This is a genomic window from Synechococcus sp. M16CYN (assembly GCF_040371545.1).
GTDB lineage: Bacteria > Cyanobacteriota > Cyanobacteriia > PCC-6307 > Cyanobiaceae > Parasynechococcus.
In genome coordinates this window covers 341,185-361,330 of the sequence record NZ_AP029048.1, presented here as the reverse complement: position 1 = coordinate 361,330, position 20,146 = coordinate 341,185, and the positions used below count along the sequence as shown (strand labels likewise).

Genomic DNA, 20,146 nt, shown 5'->3' with positions numbered 1-20,146 from the left:
TGGTCACGTTTGACTCTGCGACGTCGACGCCGGCTGGAACATGAACATAGAATAAATCACGTTACGACGCATATTCGTCATCATCTCTAAAAACATGTCATAACCTTCGTTTTTGTATTCAATTAGCGGATCTTTTTGGCCATATCCACGCAAACCGACGGACTCACGCAAGGCTTCCATGGCTTGCAAATGTTCACGCCAAAGGGCGTCAATTTGTTGGAGAATGAAGAAACGCTCAGCTTCTCTCATCAAACCAGGACGTTGTTGCTCGATCTGGCTTTCTTTGAGATCGTAAGCATTGCGCAGCTGCTCTTGCAAAAATGCTTTCAACTCTTCCATCGCCAAACCTTGAATTTGGTCGGGGGTAAGGTCTTCAAGCAAATAAATAAATTCTTTTACCTTACCTACCAGCTGATTTAAATCCCACTCCTCGGGCGGCAAATCCGGATTTACATAGGCCTCAACGATTTCTCCCATCGTAAGTTCACCGTAGCCAATCACCTGCTTTTTGAGGGTGCGACCATCCAGAACGCGACGGCGTTCGGAATAAACTGCCCGACGCTGATTATTCATTACTTCATCATACTCGAATACTTGCTTACGAATGTCGTAATAGTAGGTCTCGACTTTCTTTTGGGCACCCTCCAAAGAGCGAGTTAACATCCTCGACTCGATTGGCATATCTTCCTCAACGCGAAAAGCGTTCATCAAGCCAGCGACGCGATCGCCACCGAAGATACGCAACAGGTTGTCACCTAGAGAAAGAAAGAAACGTGTCGAACCAGGGTCACCCTGACGACCGGCGCGACCCCGTAATTGGTTATCTACTCGGCGTGATTCATGGCGCTCAGTACCGATCACGTGGAGGCCGCCAGCCTCACGCACCTTAGTCTCCTCCTGTTTCACTACAGTGTCGTATTCTCCCTTTACCGCTGCAATTGCTTCGCGTAGAGCCTGAATCTGGGTATCATCAGTAGGGGCTTTCTCGGCAGCGGTTGCAATACGCTCTTCCAGCTCGATTACAGTGAGTGTACGGTCTCCCCACGCTTTGACTAAAGTGCGGGCCAGCTGACCGAGCATCTGATCTGTATTATCTGAAAGTCGACATGGATAGGGACTACCGGTCTTACGCACTATTGTCGGTACCGCCTCCCAATTAGAAAAACCGTCAGCGAAGTTGCGTTGTTGCCGGAAGGCAGGGAGCCGATGCTCTTCTTCAAGCTTCACCAGCCGCGACAGCAGTACCTCTCGCAGTTTGAGGCGAGCCATATAATCGCTGTTGCCACCAAGAATAATATCTGTGCCCCGGCCAGCCATATTGGTGGCAATAGTAACAGCACCGGCACGACCTGCCTGGGCCACAATCTCCGACTCACGTTCTACATTCTCAGGCTTAGCGTTCAGCAAGTTGTGAGGAACCCCCTGCTCTGTTAACAAGGTGCTGAGCAGCTCGCTCTTTTCAACTGACGTAGTGCCCACCAAGACCGGGCGTCCTTTGTGATGGATTTTGGCCGTTTCAATCGCAACCGCTCTCCACTTGGCAGACTCTGTTTTATAGACTTGATCTGCCCAATCTCGACGTGCCCGAACTCGGTTAGTAGGCACAATCGTAGTTTGGAGTTTGTAGATTTTCTCAAATTCTACTTCCTCTGTTTTTGCAGTACCGGTCATCCCGGCCAAACGCGGATATAGCAAAAAGAAATTCTGGTAAGTAATCGACGCAAGTGTCTGAGTTTCGGGTTGAATTGGCAGCACTTCTTTCGCTTCAATCGCCTGGTGTTGGCCATCGCTCCAGCGACGTCCTGGCATTACTCGACCGGTGAATGCATCTACAATTACGGCTTCATTATCACGAACTATGTAGTTCACATCCTTCACGAATAGCTCTTTAGCTTTGAGAGCATTGGTGATGTAATGAGCCCAGGGATCCTGAGGGTTAAACAAATCTTGTACGCCCAGTATTTGTTCTGCTTTGGCAAAGCCTTCATCAGTGAGGGTGCAGCTACGTTGCTTCTCATCGACTTCATAATCCCCCTCCGGATCAATGCCGTCCTTACCCAATTCGGCGCAACGCTCAAGCATTTCAGCCAACCGAGCTGCCTGTTGATACTTCTCTTGAGGTCGCTCTACCTGGCCAGAAATAATTAGAGGTGTGCGGGCTTCGTCGATTAGGATCGAGTCCACCTCATCAATCACGCAATATTGAAAATCACGTTGCACTGCCTCATTAATGTCTGAGGCCATGTTGTCCCGCAAATAGTCGAAGCCCAGTTCAGAATTTGTAGCATAAGTGATATCGCAAGCATAATTACGGCGACGTTCTTCTGGTCGCATATCTTGCTGAATTAAGCCCACAGATAAGCCCAAGAAGCGATGTACCTGGCCCATCCATTCAGCATCACGTCGGGCAAGGTAGTCATTTACAGTTACTATGTGTACACCGCGTCCAGTGAGGGCATTGAGATAGCTAGGTAATGTGGCTACGAGGGTTTTACCCTCACCGGTTTTCATCTCAGCAATTTGACCCTCATGTAATACTATACCGCCAATCAATTGCACATCAAAGTGACGCATCCCCAGCACACGCTTGCTAGCCTCCCGTACTACGGCAAAAGCATCCGGTAGAAGTTGGTTAAGAATTAGTCTTTGATTTTCAAAATTATTGGCATTGTTTAGTTTTTGACGAAATTCTGCTGAGCGACGACGTAGATCGTCGTCGCTCAGCAAAGATATCTCATCCTCCAATAATTGAATATCAGAAATAATCGGTTGATAACGCTTTAATTTGCGAGCGTTTAGATCACCTAGTAAAAACTTAAGCATTAGAACCATAACCAACCGGAATAGCGCAGCTTAAACGAACAGCACAGAAATATTGAAACAAACTTTCAGTAAGCGGATGAAGAGATTCGAACTCTCGACCCTCTCCTTGGCAAGGAGATGCTCTACCACTGAGCTACATCCGCAATACTTTTAGAAAACATAGTTAAGCTAACTTAGCCTACATAACGTATCTATCAGACGCAACAGTGACCACCCAGGCAATTTTGTTAATAAAAATATACACCGCCTAGTCAAATAACAACTATATCTACCGGGCATCCAATAGACGCCACAAAATATTCGTAAGAAAGCTCTTCCCTTGTCTTACACCACCAAATAAAAACATTTAGTGGTGTAAGAACTTGGCCCGGTCGAAAACTAGTTACCAGTCTTGGCCGAAGCGTACCTTGAGCTTCTACCATCCACCGGCCGCTTTTCGTGTGCAAAACCAGGTGACTTTCCTTACCATACCCGGCCATGCCAGCACTGACTATACGACCATGCTCGGCACAGGGCTTGATGACCTCGCCTCCATCACTGGAAATGCCCTTGAGATTGAAGGACTAGACGGCGATGATACCATTATAGCGGTGGGTGCTTGTGATAAGATTAAATTCGCTGGAGGTGACGGGAACGATAGCATCAGTTTCTCTGATCACCTGACTAACGCAGATATTAACCTAGGCAGAGGAGCAGATATCGCGAAATTCCAGGGCTTAGTGGGCAGCGTTGCAGGTGCAGACGGCACCGACTGGATCTTGGTCAGTCATGTAGCCGAATCGGCAAAACTAACAGGCGGCCCCAGCAACGACACGATTACCGTTAACGGTAGTGCAACGACAAAATCAACCATTAACGGTGGCTCTGGAGACGACAGTATCGCCGTTACCGCAACTCTTAACGCTTCTACAATCTATGGTGGCAAACAGAACGATGTTATCACCGTGACTGGTGACATCACGTCCAGTATAATTCGCGGGGATAGTAATAGTGATACCATCACTATTAACGCGGGTACACTGGCTAATACCTTCGTAATGGGTGGTTCGGAAAACGACGTTATTGACATTATCTCTGCGATTGCCACGGACACCACAATATTCGGCGGCAAGGGTGATGATTTGATCCGTTTAACCGGCCCAGCCGCCCTGAGCGTGTCAGCTGACGCGGGTAACGATAAGATCGCGGTAACAGGTTCGGGCGAAAACACGATCGCGGGTGGTGGAGGCTCTGATACCATTATCGGAGGTATCGGTGCGGAAAGCATCACGGGCGGCGCTGGCGCTGACTCAATTCTCTCCGGTGACGGCAACGACACTATTTCGGCTCAAGCAGGAGCCGACTTTATTGCCGTTCAAGGTGGGAATAACCTTATTTACGGTGGTGTAGATGCAGATACTTTGAGCATTACGGCCGGAATGTTAGGATCTCTTGACACCTTGAATACCTTAAAAGGCGACGCAGGTACAGACGTACTTCTGATCACAGATATAGATGATAGCAATGGCACTATCACTGACCTAAGCTTCAAAAATGTAACTGCAATAGAGACACTTAGTATCACTGATACTGATGGCGCAAATGATATGTCAATAACTCTTGGTTCAAATGCTCAAGCAGCGGGTTTTACCACTATTGAACTAAATAATCTTTACTCAAACGGCAATAGCGTCACTGTTAATGCTTCAGCATACACAAACGGAATAACTATTCACGGTAGTGACGATGCTAATGCTGGCGACATCCTCATTGGTGGTAGTGGAGCGGACGTTCTCTACACAGGCGCTGATGGAGACGGTGATGATCTGACTGGCGGAGATGGTGCAGATACCTTTGTTATTGAAGGAAATACCGGCGCAGTGTCGGTGAGAGACCTGACAACTGGCGATGCTTTCCAACTTGTCGGAACCTCTAGTACAGCTGCAACTGCAACAACTAATGGCTTTGTCGCAACCTCTGCCACCAGCAACCTTGGTATGAATAGTAGCTCTGCCACTATCCATGCTGTTGCTGGTGGAGCTAGTGGTAGAGTTGACTTGGCCCTAGCCTCAGGAATCCAAGGTTTCACCATTAGCCATATTGCAGGTACAGCCACAACTCTGGGTGGCTCTGCTTGGGACGACGTCATTATAGGGCTCAATGGAGTCAACGACACCCTGATTGGTAACGCCGGTGCTGACGTGTTGATCGGTGGTACTGGTGCTGACGTGTTGATTGGTGGTAGCGGTAATGATACGTTTACTTACAACATACTCAACACTTCGACCCCAGCTACAACTGATGCGATTACTGATTGGAAAAGTGCTGACGACGATGTCATTAGTTTTGACACGCATGATGACGGGGCTACTACAAACGACGCAGCTGTGACTAGTAATGTAAGCAATCAATTCTTAAATGGGATGGCAACTGGTACTCTCGCGGCTAGAATTGCTGGAGCATCGTCTTTTGACATTGCCACTGTCATATTTAGTCTTGCTCCCTCATTCTTAGATAATAATGTGGCTGGCTTTATATATAACGACAGTTCCTATATCGTTCATGCAAAGATTAGACACACAATTGCTAATATTGTAGAGATTACTGGTAAGACAGTTACAGCAATTGCCGAGGAAAATTCCGCTGATATTTTTACCCTCACAGTCTGACTGATAAAAGTTATATGTAGTAGTTAAAAAAGATATTTACATGTATTTTGCCTAGCTTGTTACATTAGTTACTGATAGAGAGAAAAGCTGCCTAGGAAATTAAATAACTTACTAGAATATTAAAAATAGAAAGTTAGAATAAAGCTAATAACCTATAATACTAAGCCAAAAGCAGTCCCTAACTTAAGTAAAAAGATTAGTATACTTGAGAGTAAAGTTTAGCAAATATATCAGGCATAATTTCTTGAATAAATTAATAAAAATAGTCGTTATTATCAACTTATCTAGAGTTAGGAATCAAATAGAATACAAAGCAAATAAATAATCAGATTCTATATTTGTACAGTAGTTTTAAGTATATATATTACTTAATGTCATGAAGATTATTTTGATTGTACCAATATAATTTGTTAGTTTGATGTTACCTAAAATTTCAGGCGAATAATTATTCTATTAATTAAAAGGAAAAAGATACCCCAAATAGGAAGGGTGTGCATGCTCTAACGTTAAAAATTCTCGGCAATTTAAAGCTGGTTTTAAAAGCTTAAAAAATCTGCCAACAGTATGAGTAGCTGCTGTCTCGAGGGGACCAACAAAACCTTCTATAGCTAAATCATTACATGCGAGGTAGTCTGTCTGCTGCCGTGACAGAGCAAAGAATCCGGAATGAGGGTTACTAGGAACATCAAAAGTTAATAGTTCTCTACCACAGAAACGACCAGACGCTGCTGATTCCAGTGGTTGATGCCAACTAGTAATATCATCATGATTACTTGGTCCATCAATATATAGACGGGTAGGTAACTCTAGAGATTGAATTAGCTCATAACGATGTGGAAATAACACACAACTATGATTTGATTGTTTTGCTATCCATAAAAATTTTTCAGGCAGTAAAGGGTCATGAATCACAAGATCATCTTCTAAATAAATATTTAAGTCCGCAGGTTCAGAATGAGAAATTAACCAGTCGCGTGCGGCTAAACCCAAATAACGGGGATCCTTCAAATCAAACGAAAGAACAGTCGCAGCAGGGCGAAACTGTTCGAGAGCCTCGTATAGGATGTTATCTCCCACCGTAGAACGATTATCTCAACAGAAACGGGGTTAAAACCGAATGTGTTAGAATGTGGCGTCGCTATCGGTTTTTCATCTAATAAGCGCAACATTACATCTTGAGGTGAACGCTGCAAATTCAATAAACCATATAAGCAACGTAGCAGCGAGGTAGAACACTGAAAACGCGCTGACGGCTAGCAGCTTCCGAAGCCATTACCAATCTTTCTGACTTGAGTAGATAATCCACCGAAAAAATGGGGCAGAATCGCACGTATATGCAGAGGTAGTGACAATAGACTAAATAGTTAAACCATTACTCAACCTAAGTTGAATATAATGGTAATAACTTGTAGAAATAAATAGTAATTCAGGCTGATAACAGCATATTAATCTTACCTCAGCTACAAAAAGTGGTCATTAAATTATGATTCTTAATATTCAATTTTTGAGCAAATTTAAACCCAATAGTATCACATATATTCATTGCAATACATGGATAGCTAACGGTCCAAAAATCAATAATCGAGTATTTAAAACGAAATTAAAAATAATTTAATGTACATAAGCATATTAACTCAGGCAACAAGAGTTTAATCGAAAGTTCATTTGTATAAATGCTAGTTAGGATATATTTTCTTCCTCAAGGATATTTAGCTAAATATAATATAAATTTCTTATTAATAATTTTACTCATATAACTTAGAATTTAACAGTGATTTAAATCTTCAAATTTGCTAAGAATCTAATTAGACTAATACGTGCAAAAATTTGAATAAAAAAATTACTTTATTCAGCAATAGCTTCACACTAGTAATTAAAATGTTATGTCTATAAAATTTCAATAGTTCTTAGCATTAACAAATGAAGTATTTCTTATGACTAAAGATAAGATTGACTATGAGTAAGCTACACTTAGTTTTCAAATCAGTTATTTAACTTTTTAAATTGTACACACTTTAGACTCAATAATCTTATGGTTTAATATATAAACTATAAATATACTAAAAGCCATGCTATGGTTATTGCATCATGTTGTAAATAATCATCTACTTATCAAGATGAATACTAGGTAGACATGTAATGACTAATGGTAATGCCAGTAGATAAGGTAATTATAGATTTTAATTTATAGAAGCATTCTAGAAGAAATATTTTTCAAGGCACTGAAAGCTAATTTAATTAGCATTATATGTAGTTTACTGAAACTTATTACCTATAGTAAATATTTCTATATGTTGTAATCTTTGGTATCCCACATATATTTCATTTACCCATTTACATTAAGTTAAAATCTGCTGGAAGCTATAGGCAACGACTATGATGTAGTTAAGATCGATTGACTTCATATTTTCTCAAAGATCTACTATGAACATAGAAGTTTAATTATTTAGCGGCACAATTGACATTGTGATTATTACGTAATTTATAGAATAAAAACTTTATAATTGCTGACCGCAATATAATCGATTAATATCAGTAATTTAGGCTTAACAAGCTAGGAGCTTCAACCATGCATGTTTAGTATGATGAAAATCCATTTCAGGTAATAATAGGGAATCCTGTACAAAATGAGGTCGTTCCAGTGTAATGCCCCTTAATACAGCCTGATTGATCTCTTCCTGATCATCCAAATTCACTGGTGGCAATAAAGATGGTAGGGCTAGCACTTCGTCAATCCCTTCAAACTGATTTATTAGCAAACGTGTACCACATGCTGCCGCTTCAAACAGGCTCCAACTCACCACATAAGGCCTGGTGAAGTAACAGTAGAGGTTAGAGCGTTGCATCAATTTCGCCAGATCTCGATATGGGAGTAGCCCAACAAAATGCAAACGCTTGAGGTCAAGCTGATCTGATAACTCCTTTAGCATTTGCTGCTTCCAACTGCCGGATGGATGGGCTGAATGATGGCTATAGACAACACGATCATTCCCCGCAATTACTACTTGTACATCAGAGTTGGCCTGCTGCGCTACAGCTGCTGCGCGCATAAACTGAGGGAACCCCCGTAAAGGTTCCATCCCGCGAGTAGCATAAGTCAATACTCGATCTGACGATTGTAAAATCACTGTGTGACCGGAAGAACCACTCGTCAAAGACAACACTCCTCGCCAGTGTCGTGGCTGAAACAATTCGGTATCTACACCATCAAAAATCACCTGAATACGCTCATACCAAGGCGAAGGAAACTGTGAACGTTGCCACTGGGTTGGACAAACTAAATCATCTGCACAAAGCATTTCATGCATCAACGGCCACATCATCGTTTGCATCGCTAAATTATCATTAAGTTGGAAATCAGCAAATATATAGCGAGATGTCTCTGGCTTAAAAAACCACTCTACATAAGAGATTAGACGCACACTCGAAAGAAAAGACTTAATGTAGATTCCAGAGCCCACGCCAGCATGAGAAATTATGATATTTGGCCGGAATCCTTGTCTAAGTAGTTGATCTAGAGCTTTAACAACAGCTTGGCCTTGCAAGACACATTGCTCTACTGGCTTAAGGTAATTATGTACATTTGTTGATTGATTACGATGGGTTGTAAAGTGCACGACTTCTACACCATCAAGCCTAATCTTTTGAGAATTCTCAGACCGAGTAAGAAATATCGTTCGTCCACTTATCTGAGATGCTAAATAAGGTGCAAGTTTTAAAAATTGTCCCGGAAAATTATTATGTATAAATAAAATATTCATAAGCTAGAATATTTCCAGCTGAGATTAAATTGTTCTTGCATTATACTATAAGTCGGTTGCAAATCAATATATAATTGATGCTTAAAAGCTAAAGGTAAGCCTACTACTTTGCTTCCACCACTATAAGTGACACTATTCGGCAGCTGACATAAAGTCAATCTAAGAAAGATTAGTATCTGATCCCAAACCTGGTGCGGCTGTTCAAATAAATCCTCACTGCGCAATACCAGCAGCTGCTCTGGTGTGAATGATGCCTGAAAGCGGGGCAGCTGTTGTTCATATCGACTACGGCTGAGATAACTATGCTGCTGATGACTAAGATGCCGCTCACCCTGATTGAGAACCGCGTAGCTATCAGCTAATCGTGTTTCTTCTGCCGCAAAAGCCGCTTCTAACCCCAGTGGCTCTAGGTTTAGCTTGCGGCTATGGAAGTAATGCGACAGTGCTCGCTCCACTGGATCCCGCAATAGAACGATGAGCTTTACATCTGGCAGTTCCTTGGCCATCCGTTCCGCTGCCAAGGGATGAAATAGATAATAGGGTGTTACCTCGCCGTAGTGCCGCTCTACTTCCGAAGCAGCGAAATGGCTAGCGTACCAGTCAAGCCCTCGAGCATAGTGCAAGGAAAAATAGTGAAGTTCTTTGGGATGAGCCATCTGTACTTGCGAGTGTTGCTTTAGCAGCCCATACAGATAGGTAGTACCCCCCTTTTGGGTACCAATACTGACGAAGGTTGGTAGCCTCACGCTCGACCCAAAGCCCTCATCAGGCTACCCATCTCGAGAGCCTCAAGGCCATAGTTCCATCCCAGATTATTTTTAATCCCAGCTCGCTCCAGCGCCTGCTGCATTGTGTCTGTCGTCAATACTCCAAAAATCACCGGTATGCCCGTTTCACGCGCTACAGCAGCGATTCCCTTGCTCGCTTCGGCTACCACCACGTCGAAGTGAGGCGTGTCGCCACGAATTACTGCTCCCAAGGCTACCACCACTTGATAACGACCACTGGCCGCTAAACTCTGTGCCACTAAAGGTAGTTCGAATGATCCGGGCACCCAGGCCACATCTAGCTGGGAGCTGCTGGATGTGGTATCCACACCATGACGGGTCAAACAGTCCAGACAGCCACTCAGCAGCTTGGTGGTAACCAAATCATTGAATCTGGCGACTACCAGCGCGATTTGGAGACTGCTTACGTCTGTAAAACATCCTTCGAAGGTTGCCATGACATGCCCGGTTGGCTCTACACCCATCTTCGCTTCATGCCTAGACCCAATTAAGCGACAAAAAAGCTTACGCCCCAGTTTAGCAAAACAAGTGCTACCCAAACGCTGCTTCCTAGCAGAATCAAACGATTTGAGCGGCCGCTATCCTCCGTGGAAGCAAACAAAACCGGCACGGCCACAATGAGAGCGAACGACACCACTACTAACGCCAAAACGGTGAGGGTATTGATGAACTGCATTGGGTTGGATCAGCTGCTCGTAGCGCTTGAAGATTGTCACACGGAACATGCCACAATCGACCAGTCAAGATGCAAGATGAAATAGTCCAGATTTGTGCGGAGAAATGCTTATTTCGTCCCGATTACTAGGCCACATTACGAAGAATCCATAACTACGCCGATTCGGTCTCGATTCAAGTGTGTGTCCCTAGCTGGTGCTTTTGTCGTCTTCTTTAGCTACCTGTTTGGTTACGTGTCTTTGATATAGCAAGTAACTGGCTTAACCGATTCTAGGAGGCAGCAGCGCCCGCTTGGTAACCAGCTAGACTCCTGTACTGTAGGTTGCCGACTGTGTCTCTTGTGCCGAAACGCTGAGGGATTTAATCAGCGTTTCGTTGACGTCCATGTCCAAGGCGATTTCAATACGCAAGCCGGTAAGCGTGAACGCTCCCGACATCAAAGCCACCCGGCGAATCTATGTGGTGGGTTTCAACCGCTGCGGCACCCGCAGTCTCGCCACTGCTTTCGAGCGGGCCGGTATCGGTTGCGTTCATTGGGATCGCAACCAGCTCATGCTCGCTACCCTCAGCGATTTGCGTCGCCACGGCCGAATCAACCTACCGGCTCACTACCCCCGCAGCAACGCCTTTCTCGATTTCATCCATGTGCCAGAACATGGCGAAACCGGTGACCACGTCCTTAGCGAGGGTACCTTGCTCCACCGTCAGCTGATTGATAGCGATCCAGACGCTTACTTCATTCTCAATACCCGTCCGGTAGAGGCCTGGCTGCAATCACGCTGCCGTCACCTTAATGGCAGCTTCTTGGAGACATACCGTCACCATCTCAGCCGCTTACATGGCTATGAGCTCAAAGTTGATGACGTGCTACTGGAATGGCGCCGGATGTGGCACCAGGCACACGCCGAAATTTTGCAATGCTTCCAACAGCAATCCCAGCTGCGCAGCCTCGTGTATGACATTACACACACCCCTTACAACATCCTGAAACAATTTTTAGCCCCGGACTACAACCTGGTAGGAGAACAACTGCCCCGCAGTGGCCAGGGCTGACACAATGCCCTTCGATCGTCCGCGCAAGCTAGTTTTTCTGCACATTCCCAAAACTGCGGGCACCTCGATTGAACAAGCTCTTAATCTCTACGGCCCATGGGACCAGGAGAATCTAACTACGGGCTTTGGTTTGATTAAGAGTCGCGATCTACTGGCCCGCAACTTATCTAGCAATTTCCTTCAGCACCTGCGCCTCGTAGAATTGGAGCAGCTGTTTCCCGAAGCCTTAGAGGGAGCTCAGCTGTTTACCGTGGTGCGTGATCCCTGGCAACGCCTGCTTTCCTCCTTTCGCAATCAGGATCCCGACTTAGCCCGCTACTATCGTTACCGCACCCACCGCGAACTAAGTAGTCTCAATCTGGCGGGTTACATCGACTTGGCGCGTTGGCTGCCCCATCCTCACATGCGGTCTCAATTCGATTTCCTGAGCAGAATGGGCAGCAAATACTCTCACTCACGGGTCAAGGTATTCCATCAAGAACGACTTGAAGAACTTGAGAGGTGGCTCAGTGAATATTACGGTGAATCGATACGTCTGCCCCACAACAATCCGACCCGCCAACCGCTGCCGGAACTACCCAACGCGGAGCTGCAGGCTCTGGAGCAGCAAGTACGCTGGCTCTATGCAGTTGATAATCGTGCTTTCGGCTATATGAACGGGTAGGCACCCTTACGATCGGTATTCGGTATATCGCTTTAGGGTCGTGCCGCAATCCGCTGACATCCAGCCGGAATTTTCCCTGCAGGGCAGCCTGTTCGCAGAGGCTGAACCAGTGCGATCAGTAAATCCTCAATCAAACGCTGACGTCCTCTGCGATACCAAGTTGAAAGCCGATGCTGCAATTCGTCCTCGCCGCCAAATCGCTACCCAACCTAGCGTCAAAGCTCCTAACAGGAGCGATCCAGTTGAGGACAACCTAGCGTGGACCCACCACAGCCAAATCAATCCGGAGCAGCTCACACCGATGCTGCGTCATTATGTAGAGCTGAAGCTAGCGCACCCGGAGCGGGTGTTGCTGTACCGGCTTGGGGATTTCTTTGAATGCTTCTTTGAAGACGCGATCACCCTCTCCCGAGAACTTGAACTTACGCTTACAGCCAAGCAAGGCGGTAAGGCAATTGGGAGGGTACCGATGGCTGGCATTCCGCATAACGCCGTAGAGCGATATTGCAGCGATCTGATTCACCTGGGGTATTCCATAGTCCTCTGCGATCAATTGGAGGTTACACCAGCTAAAGGAGCTCTCCTAAAGCGGGCTATCACCCGCGTCTTGACCCCTGGCACGGTACTGGAACAAAGTATGCTTAGTGCTCGGCGCAACAACTGGATTGTAGCCGTTGTGGTGGAAGCAACCGGTGGGCAACAACCCTTCCAATGGGGGATTGCCCAGGCCGATGTGAGTACCGGCGACGTGCAGGTGATGCAACGGGAGGGTAGTGATGACCTACATCAACACCTGGTGCAATTGGAGGCCTCCGAATTGCTCTGGAGTGGAAAAGATCCATCACCGTCTTGGTGTCCAGATCGGGTTCAACTGACTCCCATCGGCACCACTCCATTCAACTGGCCTGAAGTAAAAGCCACTCTTCTGCAGTATTACCAGCTAGCCAGCCTTGATGGGCTAGGAATGGCAGAACTGCCGCTCGCGTTTCAGGCCTTAGGGGGCCTTCTCCGCTACGTGCACGAAACCCAACCCCTCAATGACAACGTCAGCGTTCCCTTGGAAGTACCAAAAATTTTGCACAGTGGTGAAGCCCTGGTATTGGATGCTCAAACTCGACGCAATCTGGAGCTCACTGCTACCCAGCGGGATGGGGTCTTGCAGGGATCATTGCTGTGGGCTATCGACCGCACACTTACTGCCATGGGGGGTCGCTGTCTACGTCGCTGGATAGAAACACCGCTGATGGATCTCGCAGCAATCGAACGGCGTCAAACCTTAGTGAGTACCTTTGTGAAGCAACGCCCTCTTCGCCAGACCCTGCGTCGGTTACTTAAGCCCATGGAGGATCTTGAGCGGTTAGCGGGGCGGGCTGGAGCTGGTCATGCTGACGCACGCGATCTCGTTGCGATCGCGAACGGGCTTAAGCGGCTTCCGCAACTAGCGGCTCACCTTGGTGCTGTTAATGATGGGCCCTGCTGGCTCAAAGCACTGCTAGAACCGCAATCGCACTTGCAGGAACTCGCCGTTGCCGTCGGCGATACCTTGGTGGAATTTCCGCCACCTTCCCTCAGCGCGGGCGGTTTGATCCATAACGGCGTCGATCCTCTGCTGGATGGTCTTCGTAACCAACTGGACGATCAGGATAGCTGGCTTGCTCAGCAAGAAGAACAAGAGCGCCAACTCAGTGGGATAAACACTTTGCGGCTTCAACATCACCGCACCTTCGGCTACTATTTCGCGACGAGCAGAACCAAGGCATATGTGGTTCCCGAGCACTGGATCCGTCGCCAAACTCTGGCCAACGAAGAGCGATTTGTAACCCCTGCACTAAGAGAGCGCGAGGGACGGATTTTACAACTGCGCGCTCGCACCTACCAGCGAGAATACGAACTTTTTGTGCAGTTGCGAGACCAAGTGGGCACCATGTCCACATCAATCCGTGAAGCGGCCCGAGCCGTTGCCAGTCTCGACGCTCTTGCGAGTCTAGCAGATGTGGCCGCTACCAGTAACTTTTGTCCCCCGCTGCTTACTAACAGCCGAGAACTGGTGCTTACTTCGGCTCGGCACCCCGTAGTGGAACAGCTGTTGGTGGAAACTCCTTTTATTCCCAACGATGTGGCTCTCGGCGCCGGCACCGATTTGGTGGTACTCACCGGACCCAATGCCAGTGGCAAAAGCTGTTATCTGCGGCAGATAGGCCTAATCCAATTGCTTGCTCAGATGGGCAGCTGGGTTCCGGCCAAACAGGCGCGTATTGGGTTAGCCGATCGCATCTTCACCCGCGTTGGCGCCGTGGATGATTTAGCTGCTGGCCAATCCACGTTCATGGTAGAAATGACTGAAACTGCCAACATCCTTCATCACGCTACGTCGCGATCCTTGGTGTTATTGGATGAGATCGGACGAGGTACGGCCACCTTTGATGGTCTATCGATCGCCTGGGCTGTTAGTGAGCATCTCGCTGAAAGCTTAGGGAGCCGCAGCATATTCGCCACTCACTACCATGAGCTGAACGCCTTGGCCGAGGACCATAGCAACGTAGCCAATTTCCAAGTACTAGTGAAAGAGACGGGCAATGATTTGCTTTTCTTGCACCAAGTAAGGCCAGGGGCAGCTAGCCGCAGCTACGGGATCGAAGCAGCGCGATTGGCTGGGGTACCACCAGTAGTAGTTAAACGGGCACGCCAAATACTCAACAAATTTGCGGTCTAGCAACTGGTACGCATCAGACCAAAGCCAAGTTAGCAGCTTCCCGCCATTTTCCGGCGCAGTCGCTTTACCTGATCGCGCAAGGTACTCGCCTCTTCAAAGTCAAGCCTCTTCGCAGCATCTTTCATCTTGCTTTCCAACTGATCAATCAACTCTGGCAATGCCTCCAATGCCGAAACAGTATCAAAGTCATTGTTCAAAACCTGAGCGGTTTTACTTGCCATCTCCACCAAATCTGCATCGGAACTATCCTGTTTTAGCTTTCTTGAAAGTTCGAGAGAGCTCAGTATTGAATTACTGGCCTTTTTGCCCGCAGCCGTAGGCACGATACCGTGCCTTTCGTTATAGGCGTGCTGAACCTCGCGCCGACGTTCGGTTTCGTCGATCGCTTTCGCCATCGAATCGGTCATGTTTTCGGCATACAGTAATGCCTTACCTTCTACATGACGAGCAGCCCGGCCAATTGTCTGAATTAGGGATCGCTCAGCACGCAAAAATCCCTCTTTATCAGCATCTAAAATAGCTACTAATGACACCTCAGGTAAATCTAAGCCTTCCCGCAGCAGGTTTACCCCCACCAGTACATCGTATTCTCCGACCCGCAAATCTTGAATGATCTCAATTCGCTCGATCGAGTTGATTTCGGAATGAAGGTAACGTGCCCTCATGCCATTTTCCGCCAAGTAATCGGTAAGGTCTTCAGCCATGCGCTTAGTGAGAGTAGTCACTAACACTCGCTGTCGCTTGGAAGCGCGATCACGGATTTCCCCCAGCAGGTCGTCAACTTGACCGGTGGTGGGTCGTACCTCAACAATCGGATCCAACACACCAGTAGGGCGAATCACCTGCTCCGCTACCTGTCCAACACTCACCTCTATCTCCCAGCTTCCCGGTGTTGCACTCACAAACACCGTTTGGCGTGCTTTCTCCCAGAATTCAGCACCTTTTAATGGCCGATTATCTATAGCACTGGGCAGGCGAAAACCATGGTCAATCAACACCTTTTTACGAGCCTGATCGCCGTTGTACATAGCCTGCAGTTGGGGGCAGGTGACATGGCTTTCATCCACGATCAATAACCAGTCGTCAGGAAAGTAATCGATTAAGCATTCGGGCGGCGTGCCCTCCTTACGACCCGCTAAATGCCGAGCATAATTTTCTACCCCATTGCAGTAACCAACTTGGCCAAGCATTTCTAAATCGTATTTGGTACGCTGCTCCAGCCGCTGGGCTTCTAATAATTTGCCTTCGTTGTTGAAAACTTCTAGTTGTTTGTTAAGTTCGTTGCGGATCATTTTAATGGCCGTATTTAAACGATTCTTTGGGGTGACAAAGTGTTTGGCCGGATAGATGTTTACCCTCTCTAGGTTCTGGAGAATTTCTCCAGTAATAGGGTCTATGTGGCGAATCGCCTCTATTTCATCACCAAACAGCTCAATCCGCACCAGTCGATCTTCATAGGCCGGGCCAATCTCGAGTACGTCCCCCCTCATTCGGAAGCGGCCACGGGCAATTTCAGTGTCATTTCGGCTATATTGGTTGATTACTAGCTCCCGTAGTTGACCACGAATATTGAGAGTCTCACCTACTTTGAATTTCACCGCTGCCTTGAGGTATTCACTCGGAATTCCTAATCCATAGATACAGCTGATCGATGCCACAACGATCACATCTCGGCGTTCAAATAAAGAACGAGTAGCTGAGTGACGCAGCATGTCGATTTCTTCATTAATCGACGCGGTCTTTGCAATATACGTATCACTCACCGGAACATAGGCCTCCGGCTGGTAGTAATCGTAATAGGAAATAAAGTATTCGACAGCGTTCTCTGGGAAGAACTCTCGCAACTCGTTACACAGCTGTGCTGCAAGTGTTTTATTATGGGCCAATACCAGCGCCGGACGCCCAGTTTGAGCAATTACGTTGGCTATGGTGAAGGTCTTACCAGTACCTGTGGCTCCCAGCAAGGTTTGATAACGCTCACCTCTATTAACACCCTCGACTAATTGGGCAATGGCTGAGGGTTGATCTCCCTTCGGGAGATACGGTGTCGAGAGATCGTAAGCGGGCATGTACAGGCGTGCCGTGATGCCGAATCAATTAAGTTAAGAGCTGCCAAGAAAAACATAGGCACCGGAATTCAAACTCTTTCAAATCGATACAGCTCGGGCGCTGACTAAGTATATCATCCTAAATCCAGTAGATGAATGAACAAAGTGCTCAGTACACCGTAAGCCATAGCACCCAGCACTGCACTGGAGAGCCCGTTCTTCAAACGGAACCCATCAATCAAAAAGGCCGTAAGGCTGAACAAAATCACCGCAATCAACCAGTTGAACAGCCAGTTAATTGGAGTAATCAAACCACCGAGACTAACAAGAGCCCAAGGTAAAGCGAGCACTAGCTTTAGCGGGATCATCAGTACAGTTCCCAATAGGCCGATCAGCGCTGCGGATCCAAGAGCTGTCGAGAAACTTGACAGCTCCACCCCTAACGGCATTGCTGCTACGAGGAGAAGAACTAAAGCCCTGATAGGCCACTGCAGCAGCCAACCAATAGGTCCCACTACACTCTCCAACACTACGATTATTAGATTAAAAGCGGTTTTAAATCTGCGCACCTACTAAAACTCTAAAATTGTCAAGGGATTCACGCAAACCCCGTACCGCTGCGACCATTGCCAGATCGTCATTGAGACGGTTTACCGCGGAACCGACACCCACGCCGGCAGCACCGGCAGCGATCGCCATAGGAGCCGTAATAGCTGAGAGCCCAGAGGCGCAAAGCACTGGAGCTGCCGACACACGGCTAATACTGGCGGCCGCAGCGAGAGTGGGAGCGGCCTTCTCGATCAAGCCAAGGCTACCAGCGCTGAAGGGCTTAGCACCCAAGCTGCCTTCAGTTTGAATTAAATCAACGCCGTCAGCTACTAAATCAATTGCCAACTGTTCTTGTTGATCCATCGGCAGAGTGTGGGGCACAGTAACACTCAACGTCACTTTCGGCAGTAATTGCCGAGCGTGGCGAGCGAGCTTAAGAACCTCATCAGCACTAAAAATTCGGCCTTGGGGGTAAAAAACATCAAAGTTACCAATTTCTATCGCCACTGCTCCTGCGGTCACAGCTGCAGGGAACTGCTCCGGCTTCACGGACGATACACATACTGGCACACCATCAGAGGAAGCGATAGCCAACTTAACCAACTCAGGATGACAGGCCACATCAATTAGGTCTGCTCCACCCCGACCTGCAGCGTAAGCCACTTTCTCCACGCTAGCGGCATCAAAATTCATCAGACCAGCTATCACCTTAAGAGTTGACCGCTGCTCGAGGCTATGCCTTAAAGCGGCGGGCAGTTGCTGAAGACGAGACATGGGCTAGACAGCGATCTTCTAATTCTCACATCGTGGAGTTGAATCACTCCAAATCGTTGCCCTGGACATTCTGGCATCACCAACTACATCAGCGGCTACTCAATTCACCAGAACTACTGCCCCAAAGGAAAGCACTGCTATTAGCCGTGTCCGGTGGTCAGGACTCAATGGCGCTGTTAGCTCTGCTCCGTGATCTACTACCACTGCATCAGTGGACATTAAAAATATGGCACGGCAACCACTGCTGGCATAGCGAGGCCTGCCGGATCGCAACAGAGCTCGGCCATTGGTGTGATACCCAAAGTCTTGTGTTTCGGATCGATCAGGCACCAAAAGATTTGCCTCGAACAGAAGCAGCCGCTCGCAACTGGCGCTACGACAGCCTCGCAAACCTAGCCGAAGCTAATGGGTCTGACGTAGTAACTGGCCACACCGCCAGTGATCGAGCGGAAAACCTGCTATTACAAATGAGTCGCGGCAGTGATCTCGCTGGACTAGGCAGCTTGCGACCGGTGCGGCTTTTAAAAAAAAGCGCACCGAAATTCATTCAACTGCGTCGACCAATGTTGGGTTTTACGCGTACGGCAACGGCCGCAATCTGCAGTGATCTCAATCTACCGGTATGGAATGACCCCAGCAACTGCTCAACTGCCTTACCTCGCAATAAGATTCGTATGGAGGTACTACCGATTTTAGAGGAGCTTTATCCTGGCTGTAGTGAGCGCTTGGCTGGTTTAGCTGAACGGATATCACAAGTGCAAGACACTCAGCAGATCCTGGGTACTCTGGCTCTCGCAACACTAAAGCGGAACAACGGACTGGATCGCAAAGCCTTAGGCGATTTACCCCACCCTACACGTCGGCAACTGTTAGCTCAATGGTTGCAAACACAAAACGTCCCATGCCTGACTGCTCATACCCTAGAGCAACTAAGTCTGCGGCTTGCCAGCGGGGCAGCTGGTGGACAAGCAGATCTTCCGAAAGGATGGAAGCTTAGTTGGCAAGGTCTTGATCTGAGACTACAGCCGCCCTTAGTAAAGCATTGATTACAGCGGCTACCAAACCCGCACCGCCACGGGTGCCCTCTAGCCGAATTTGCGCTAGGCCGCTTCCAGCTAGGCGATGTTTGCTTTCGGTCACTTTAACGAATCCTACTGGCATGCCAATCACCAGACTTGGCGCAGGTTGACCAGCATCCACCTGCTCCAACAGCACTTGCAGTGCTGTTGGAGCACTACCGATTAGTACTATGGGGGCTGGTCCCATAGTGGCAAGTTCCCGCCAAGCCGACAACAGTCCCATCGCTGTTCGAGTTGATCCAGAGGGGGCCTGAGCTGGTGCCCACTCGAGCACTGTTCGCACCGGAACCTTCAAGGTTCGCCTAGCCATTGGAAGTACAGCCGCCATCGCCATCGCGGTGTCCGTTAGGATCATGGCACCAGACCTCAGGGCATCGACTCCTACCCTGCAAGCTCCTGGACTAAACCGTAGTAATTGAGCTATTGCAGGATCACCACTGCTGTGTACTAAACGCTCCAGTACCTGTTGCTCTAAAGACTCCAAGCCGGTATCACTGAGCAACACTCGGATTCTACGGATGCTCTCGTCAAAAATCGGGTGTTCTTGGGCCATCCTAGTCATCGTAGATTT

The 20,146-nt window shown here is 47.6% G+C and carries 15 protein-coding genes and 1 tRNA gene; 5 read left to right on the top strand and 11 right to left on the bottom strand.

Features of this window, described 5'->3' with window-relative positions; translation table 11 throughout:
- Positions 1-3 precede the first annotated feature (3 nt).
- Positions 4-2,823: a preprotein translocase subunit SecA gene (secA, locus tag ABWV55_RS01660; RefSeq protein ID WP_353292802.1), complete on the bottom strand. Its 2,820-nt coding sequence runs from the start codon at positions 2,821-2,823 to the stop codon at positions 4-6.
- 71 nt (positions 2,824-2,894) lie between these two features.
- Positions 2,895-2,966, bottom strand: a tRNA-Gly gene (locus tag ABWV55_RS01655).
- A 219-nt stretch (positions 2,967-3,185) separates the two neighbouring features.
- Here ABWV55_RS01655 and ABWV55_RS01650 point away from each other — a divergent pair.
- The gene (locus tag ABWV55_RS01650) at positions 3,186-5,471 is read left to right on the top strand and encodes a calcium-binding protein (protein WP_353292018.1); all 2,286 of its coding nucleotides are present in this window, start codon (positions 3,186-3,188) and stop codon (positions 5,469-5,471) included.
- Between the two features lie 453 nt (positions 5,472-5,924).
- Here the strand turns inward: ABWV55_RS01650 and ABWV55_RS01645 are convergent, their stop codons facing one another.
- The 5 genes from ABWV55_RS01645 to psbZ all read right to left on the bottom strand — a co-directional run bounded on the left by ABWV55_RS01645 (position 5,925) and on the right by psbZ (position 10,696).
- On the bottom strand, positions 5,925-6,548 hold the full coding sequence (locus ABWV55_RS01645; protein ID WP_353292017.1) for a hypothetical protein: 624 nt from the start codon (positions 6,546-6,548) through the stop codon (positions 5,925-5,927).
- A gap of 1,469 nt (positions 6,549-8,017) precedes the next feature.
- Entirely contained in the window at positions 8,018-9,232 is a 1,215-nt protein-coding gene (locus ABWV55_RS01640; RefSeq protein WP_353292016.1) for a glycosyltransferase, read from the bottom strand.
- On the bottom strand, positions 9,229-9,978 hold the full coding sequence (locus tag ABWV55_RS01635; RefSeq protein WP_353292015.1) for a sulfotransferase: 750 nt from the start codon (positions 9,976-9,978) through the stop codon (positions 9,229-9,231). The genes ABWV55_RS01640 and ABWV55_RS01635 overlap by 4 nt, the downstream gene beginning before the upstream one ends.
- The gene (gene ribH / locus ABWV55_RS01630) at positions 9,975-10,457 is read right to left on the bottom strand and encodes a 6,7-dimethyl-8-ribityllumazine synthase (protein ID WP_353292801.1); all 483 of its coding nucleotides are present in this window, start codon (positions 10,455-10,457) and stop codon (positions 9,975-9,977) included. The genes ABWV55_RS01635 and ribH overlap by 4 nt, the downstream gene beginning before the upstream one ends.
- A gap of 50 nt (positions 10,458-10,507) precedes the next feature.
- Positions 10,508-10,696 carry a photosystem II reaction center protein PsbZ gene (gene psbZ, locus ABWV55_RS01625; protein ID WP_353292014.1) on the bottom strand — a complete coding sequence of 63 codons (189 nt, stop codon included), beginning with the start codon at positions 10,694-10,696 and terminating at the stop codon, positions 10,508-10,510.
- Positions 10,697-11,079: 383 nt separating this feature from the next.
- On the opposite strand from psbZ, the gene ABWV55_RS01620 reads away from it, so the two are divergent.
- The 3 genes from ABWV55_RS01620 to mutS are packed head-to-tail and all read left to right on the top strand — an operon-like array spanning position 11,080 to position 15,125.
- Positions 11,080-11,748: a sulfotransferase gene (locus ABWV55_RS01620; protein ID WP_353292800.1), complete on the top strand. Its 669-nt coding sequence runs from the start codon at positions 11,080-11,082 to the stop codon at positions 11,746-11,748.
- Positions 11,735-12,412, top strand: a complete 678-nt coding sequence (locus tag ABWV55_RS01615; protein WP_353292013.1) for a sulfotransferase family 2 domain-containing protein — start codon at positions 11,735-11,737, stop codon at positions 12,410-12,412. Before ABWV55_RS01620 ends, ABWV55_RS01615 begins: the two co-directional genes overlap by 14 nt.
- A 40-nt stretch (positions 12,413-12,452) precedes the next feature.
- Positions 12,453-15,125, top strand: a complete 2,673-nt coding sequence (mutS, locus tag ABWV55_RS01610; protein ID WP_353292012.1) for a DNA mismatch repair protein MutS — start codon at positions 12,453-12,455, stop codon at positions 15,123-15,125.
- Between the two features lie 29 nt (positions 15,126-15,154).
- On the opposite strand, the gene uvrB is transcribed toward mutS, so the two are convergent.
- The 3 genes from uvrB to ABWV55_RS01595 all read right to left on the bottom strand — a co-directional run bounded on the left by uvrB (position 15,155) and on the right by ABWV55_RS01595 (position 18,496).
- Positions 15,155-17,194: an excinuclease ABC subunit UvrB gene (gene uvrB / locus ABWV55_RS01605; protein WP_353292011.1), complete on the bottom strand. Its 2,040-nt coding sequence runs from the start codon at positions 17,192-17,194 to the stop codon at positions 15,155-15,157.
- A 113-nt stretch (positions 17,195-17,307) separates the two neighbouring features.
- Entirely contained in the window at positions 17,308-17,688 is a 381-nt protein-coding gene (locus tag ABWV55_RS01600) for a phage holin family protein (protein WP_353292010.1), read from the bottom strand.
- 40 nt (positions 17,689-17,728) lie between these two features.
- Positions 17,729-18,496 carry a DUF561 domain-containing protein gene (locus ABWV55_RS01595; RefSeq protein ID WP_353292009.1) on the bottom strand — a complete coding sequence of 256 codons (768 nt, stop codon included), beginning with the start codon at positions 18,494-18,496 and terminating at the stop codon, positions 17,729-17,731.
- Between the two features lie 32 nt (positions 18,497-18,528).
- On the opposite strand from ABWV55_RS01595, the gene tilS reads away from it, so the two are divergent.
- Positions 18,529-19,542 (top strand): tRNA lysidine(34) synthetase TilS, encoded by a 1,014-nt coding sequence (gene tilS, locus ABWV55_RS01590; protein WP_353292008.1) that lies wholly within the window; start codon positions 18,529-18,531, stop codon positions 19,540-19,542.
- Here the strand turns inward: tilS and ABWV55_RS01585 are convergent.
- The gene (locus ABWV55_RS01585) at positions 19,490-20,137 is read right to left on the bottom strand and encodes a precorrin-8X methylmutase (protein ID WP_353292007.1); all 648 of its coding nucleotides are present in this window, start codon (positions 20,135-20,137) and stop codon (positions 19,490-19,492) included. The genes tilS and ABWV55_RS01585 overlap by 53 nt on opposite strands.
- Positions 20,138-20,146 lie beyond the last annotated feature (9 nt).

Excerpts from the sequence above, each read along its gene's own strand:
- secA (WP_353292802.1), bottom strand. The coding sequence starts at position 2,823 with ATGCTTAAGTTTTTACTAGGTGATCTAAACGCTCGCAAATTAAAGCGT.
- ABWV55_RS01585 (WP_353292007.1), bottom strand. The coding sequence starts at position 20,137 with ATGACTAGGATGGCCCAAGAACACCCGATTTTTGACGAGAGCATCCGT.
- uvrB (WP_353292011.1), bottom strand. The coding sequence starts at position 17,194 with ATGCCCGCTTACGATCTCTCGACACCGTATCTCCCGAAGGGAGATCAA.
- ABWV55_RS01595 (WP_353292009.1), bottom strand. The coding sequence starts at position 18,496 with ATGTCTCGTCTTCAGCAACTGCCCGCCGCTTTAAGGCATAGCCTCGAG.
- ribH (WP_353292801.1), bottom strand. The coding sequence starts at position 10,457 with ATGGCAACCTTCGAAGGATGTTTTACAGACGTAAGCAGTCTCCAAATC.
- ABWV55_RS01620 (WP_353292800.1), top strand. The coding sequence starts at position 11,080 with ATGTCCAAGGCGATTTCAATACGCAAGCCGGTAAGCGTGAACGCTCCC.
- psbZ (WP_353292014.1), bottom strand. The coding sequence starts at position 10,696 with ATGCAGTTCATCAATACCCTCACCGTTTTGGCGTTAGTAGTGGTGTCG.
- ABWV55_RS01640 (WP_353292016.1), bottom strand. The coding sequence starts at position 9,232 with ATGAATATTTTATTTATACATAATAATTTTCCGGGACAATTTTTAAAA.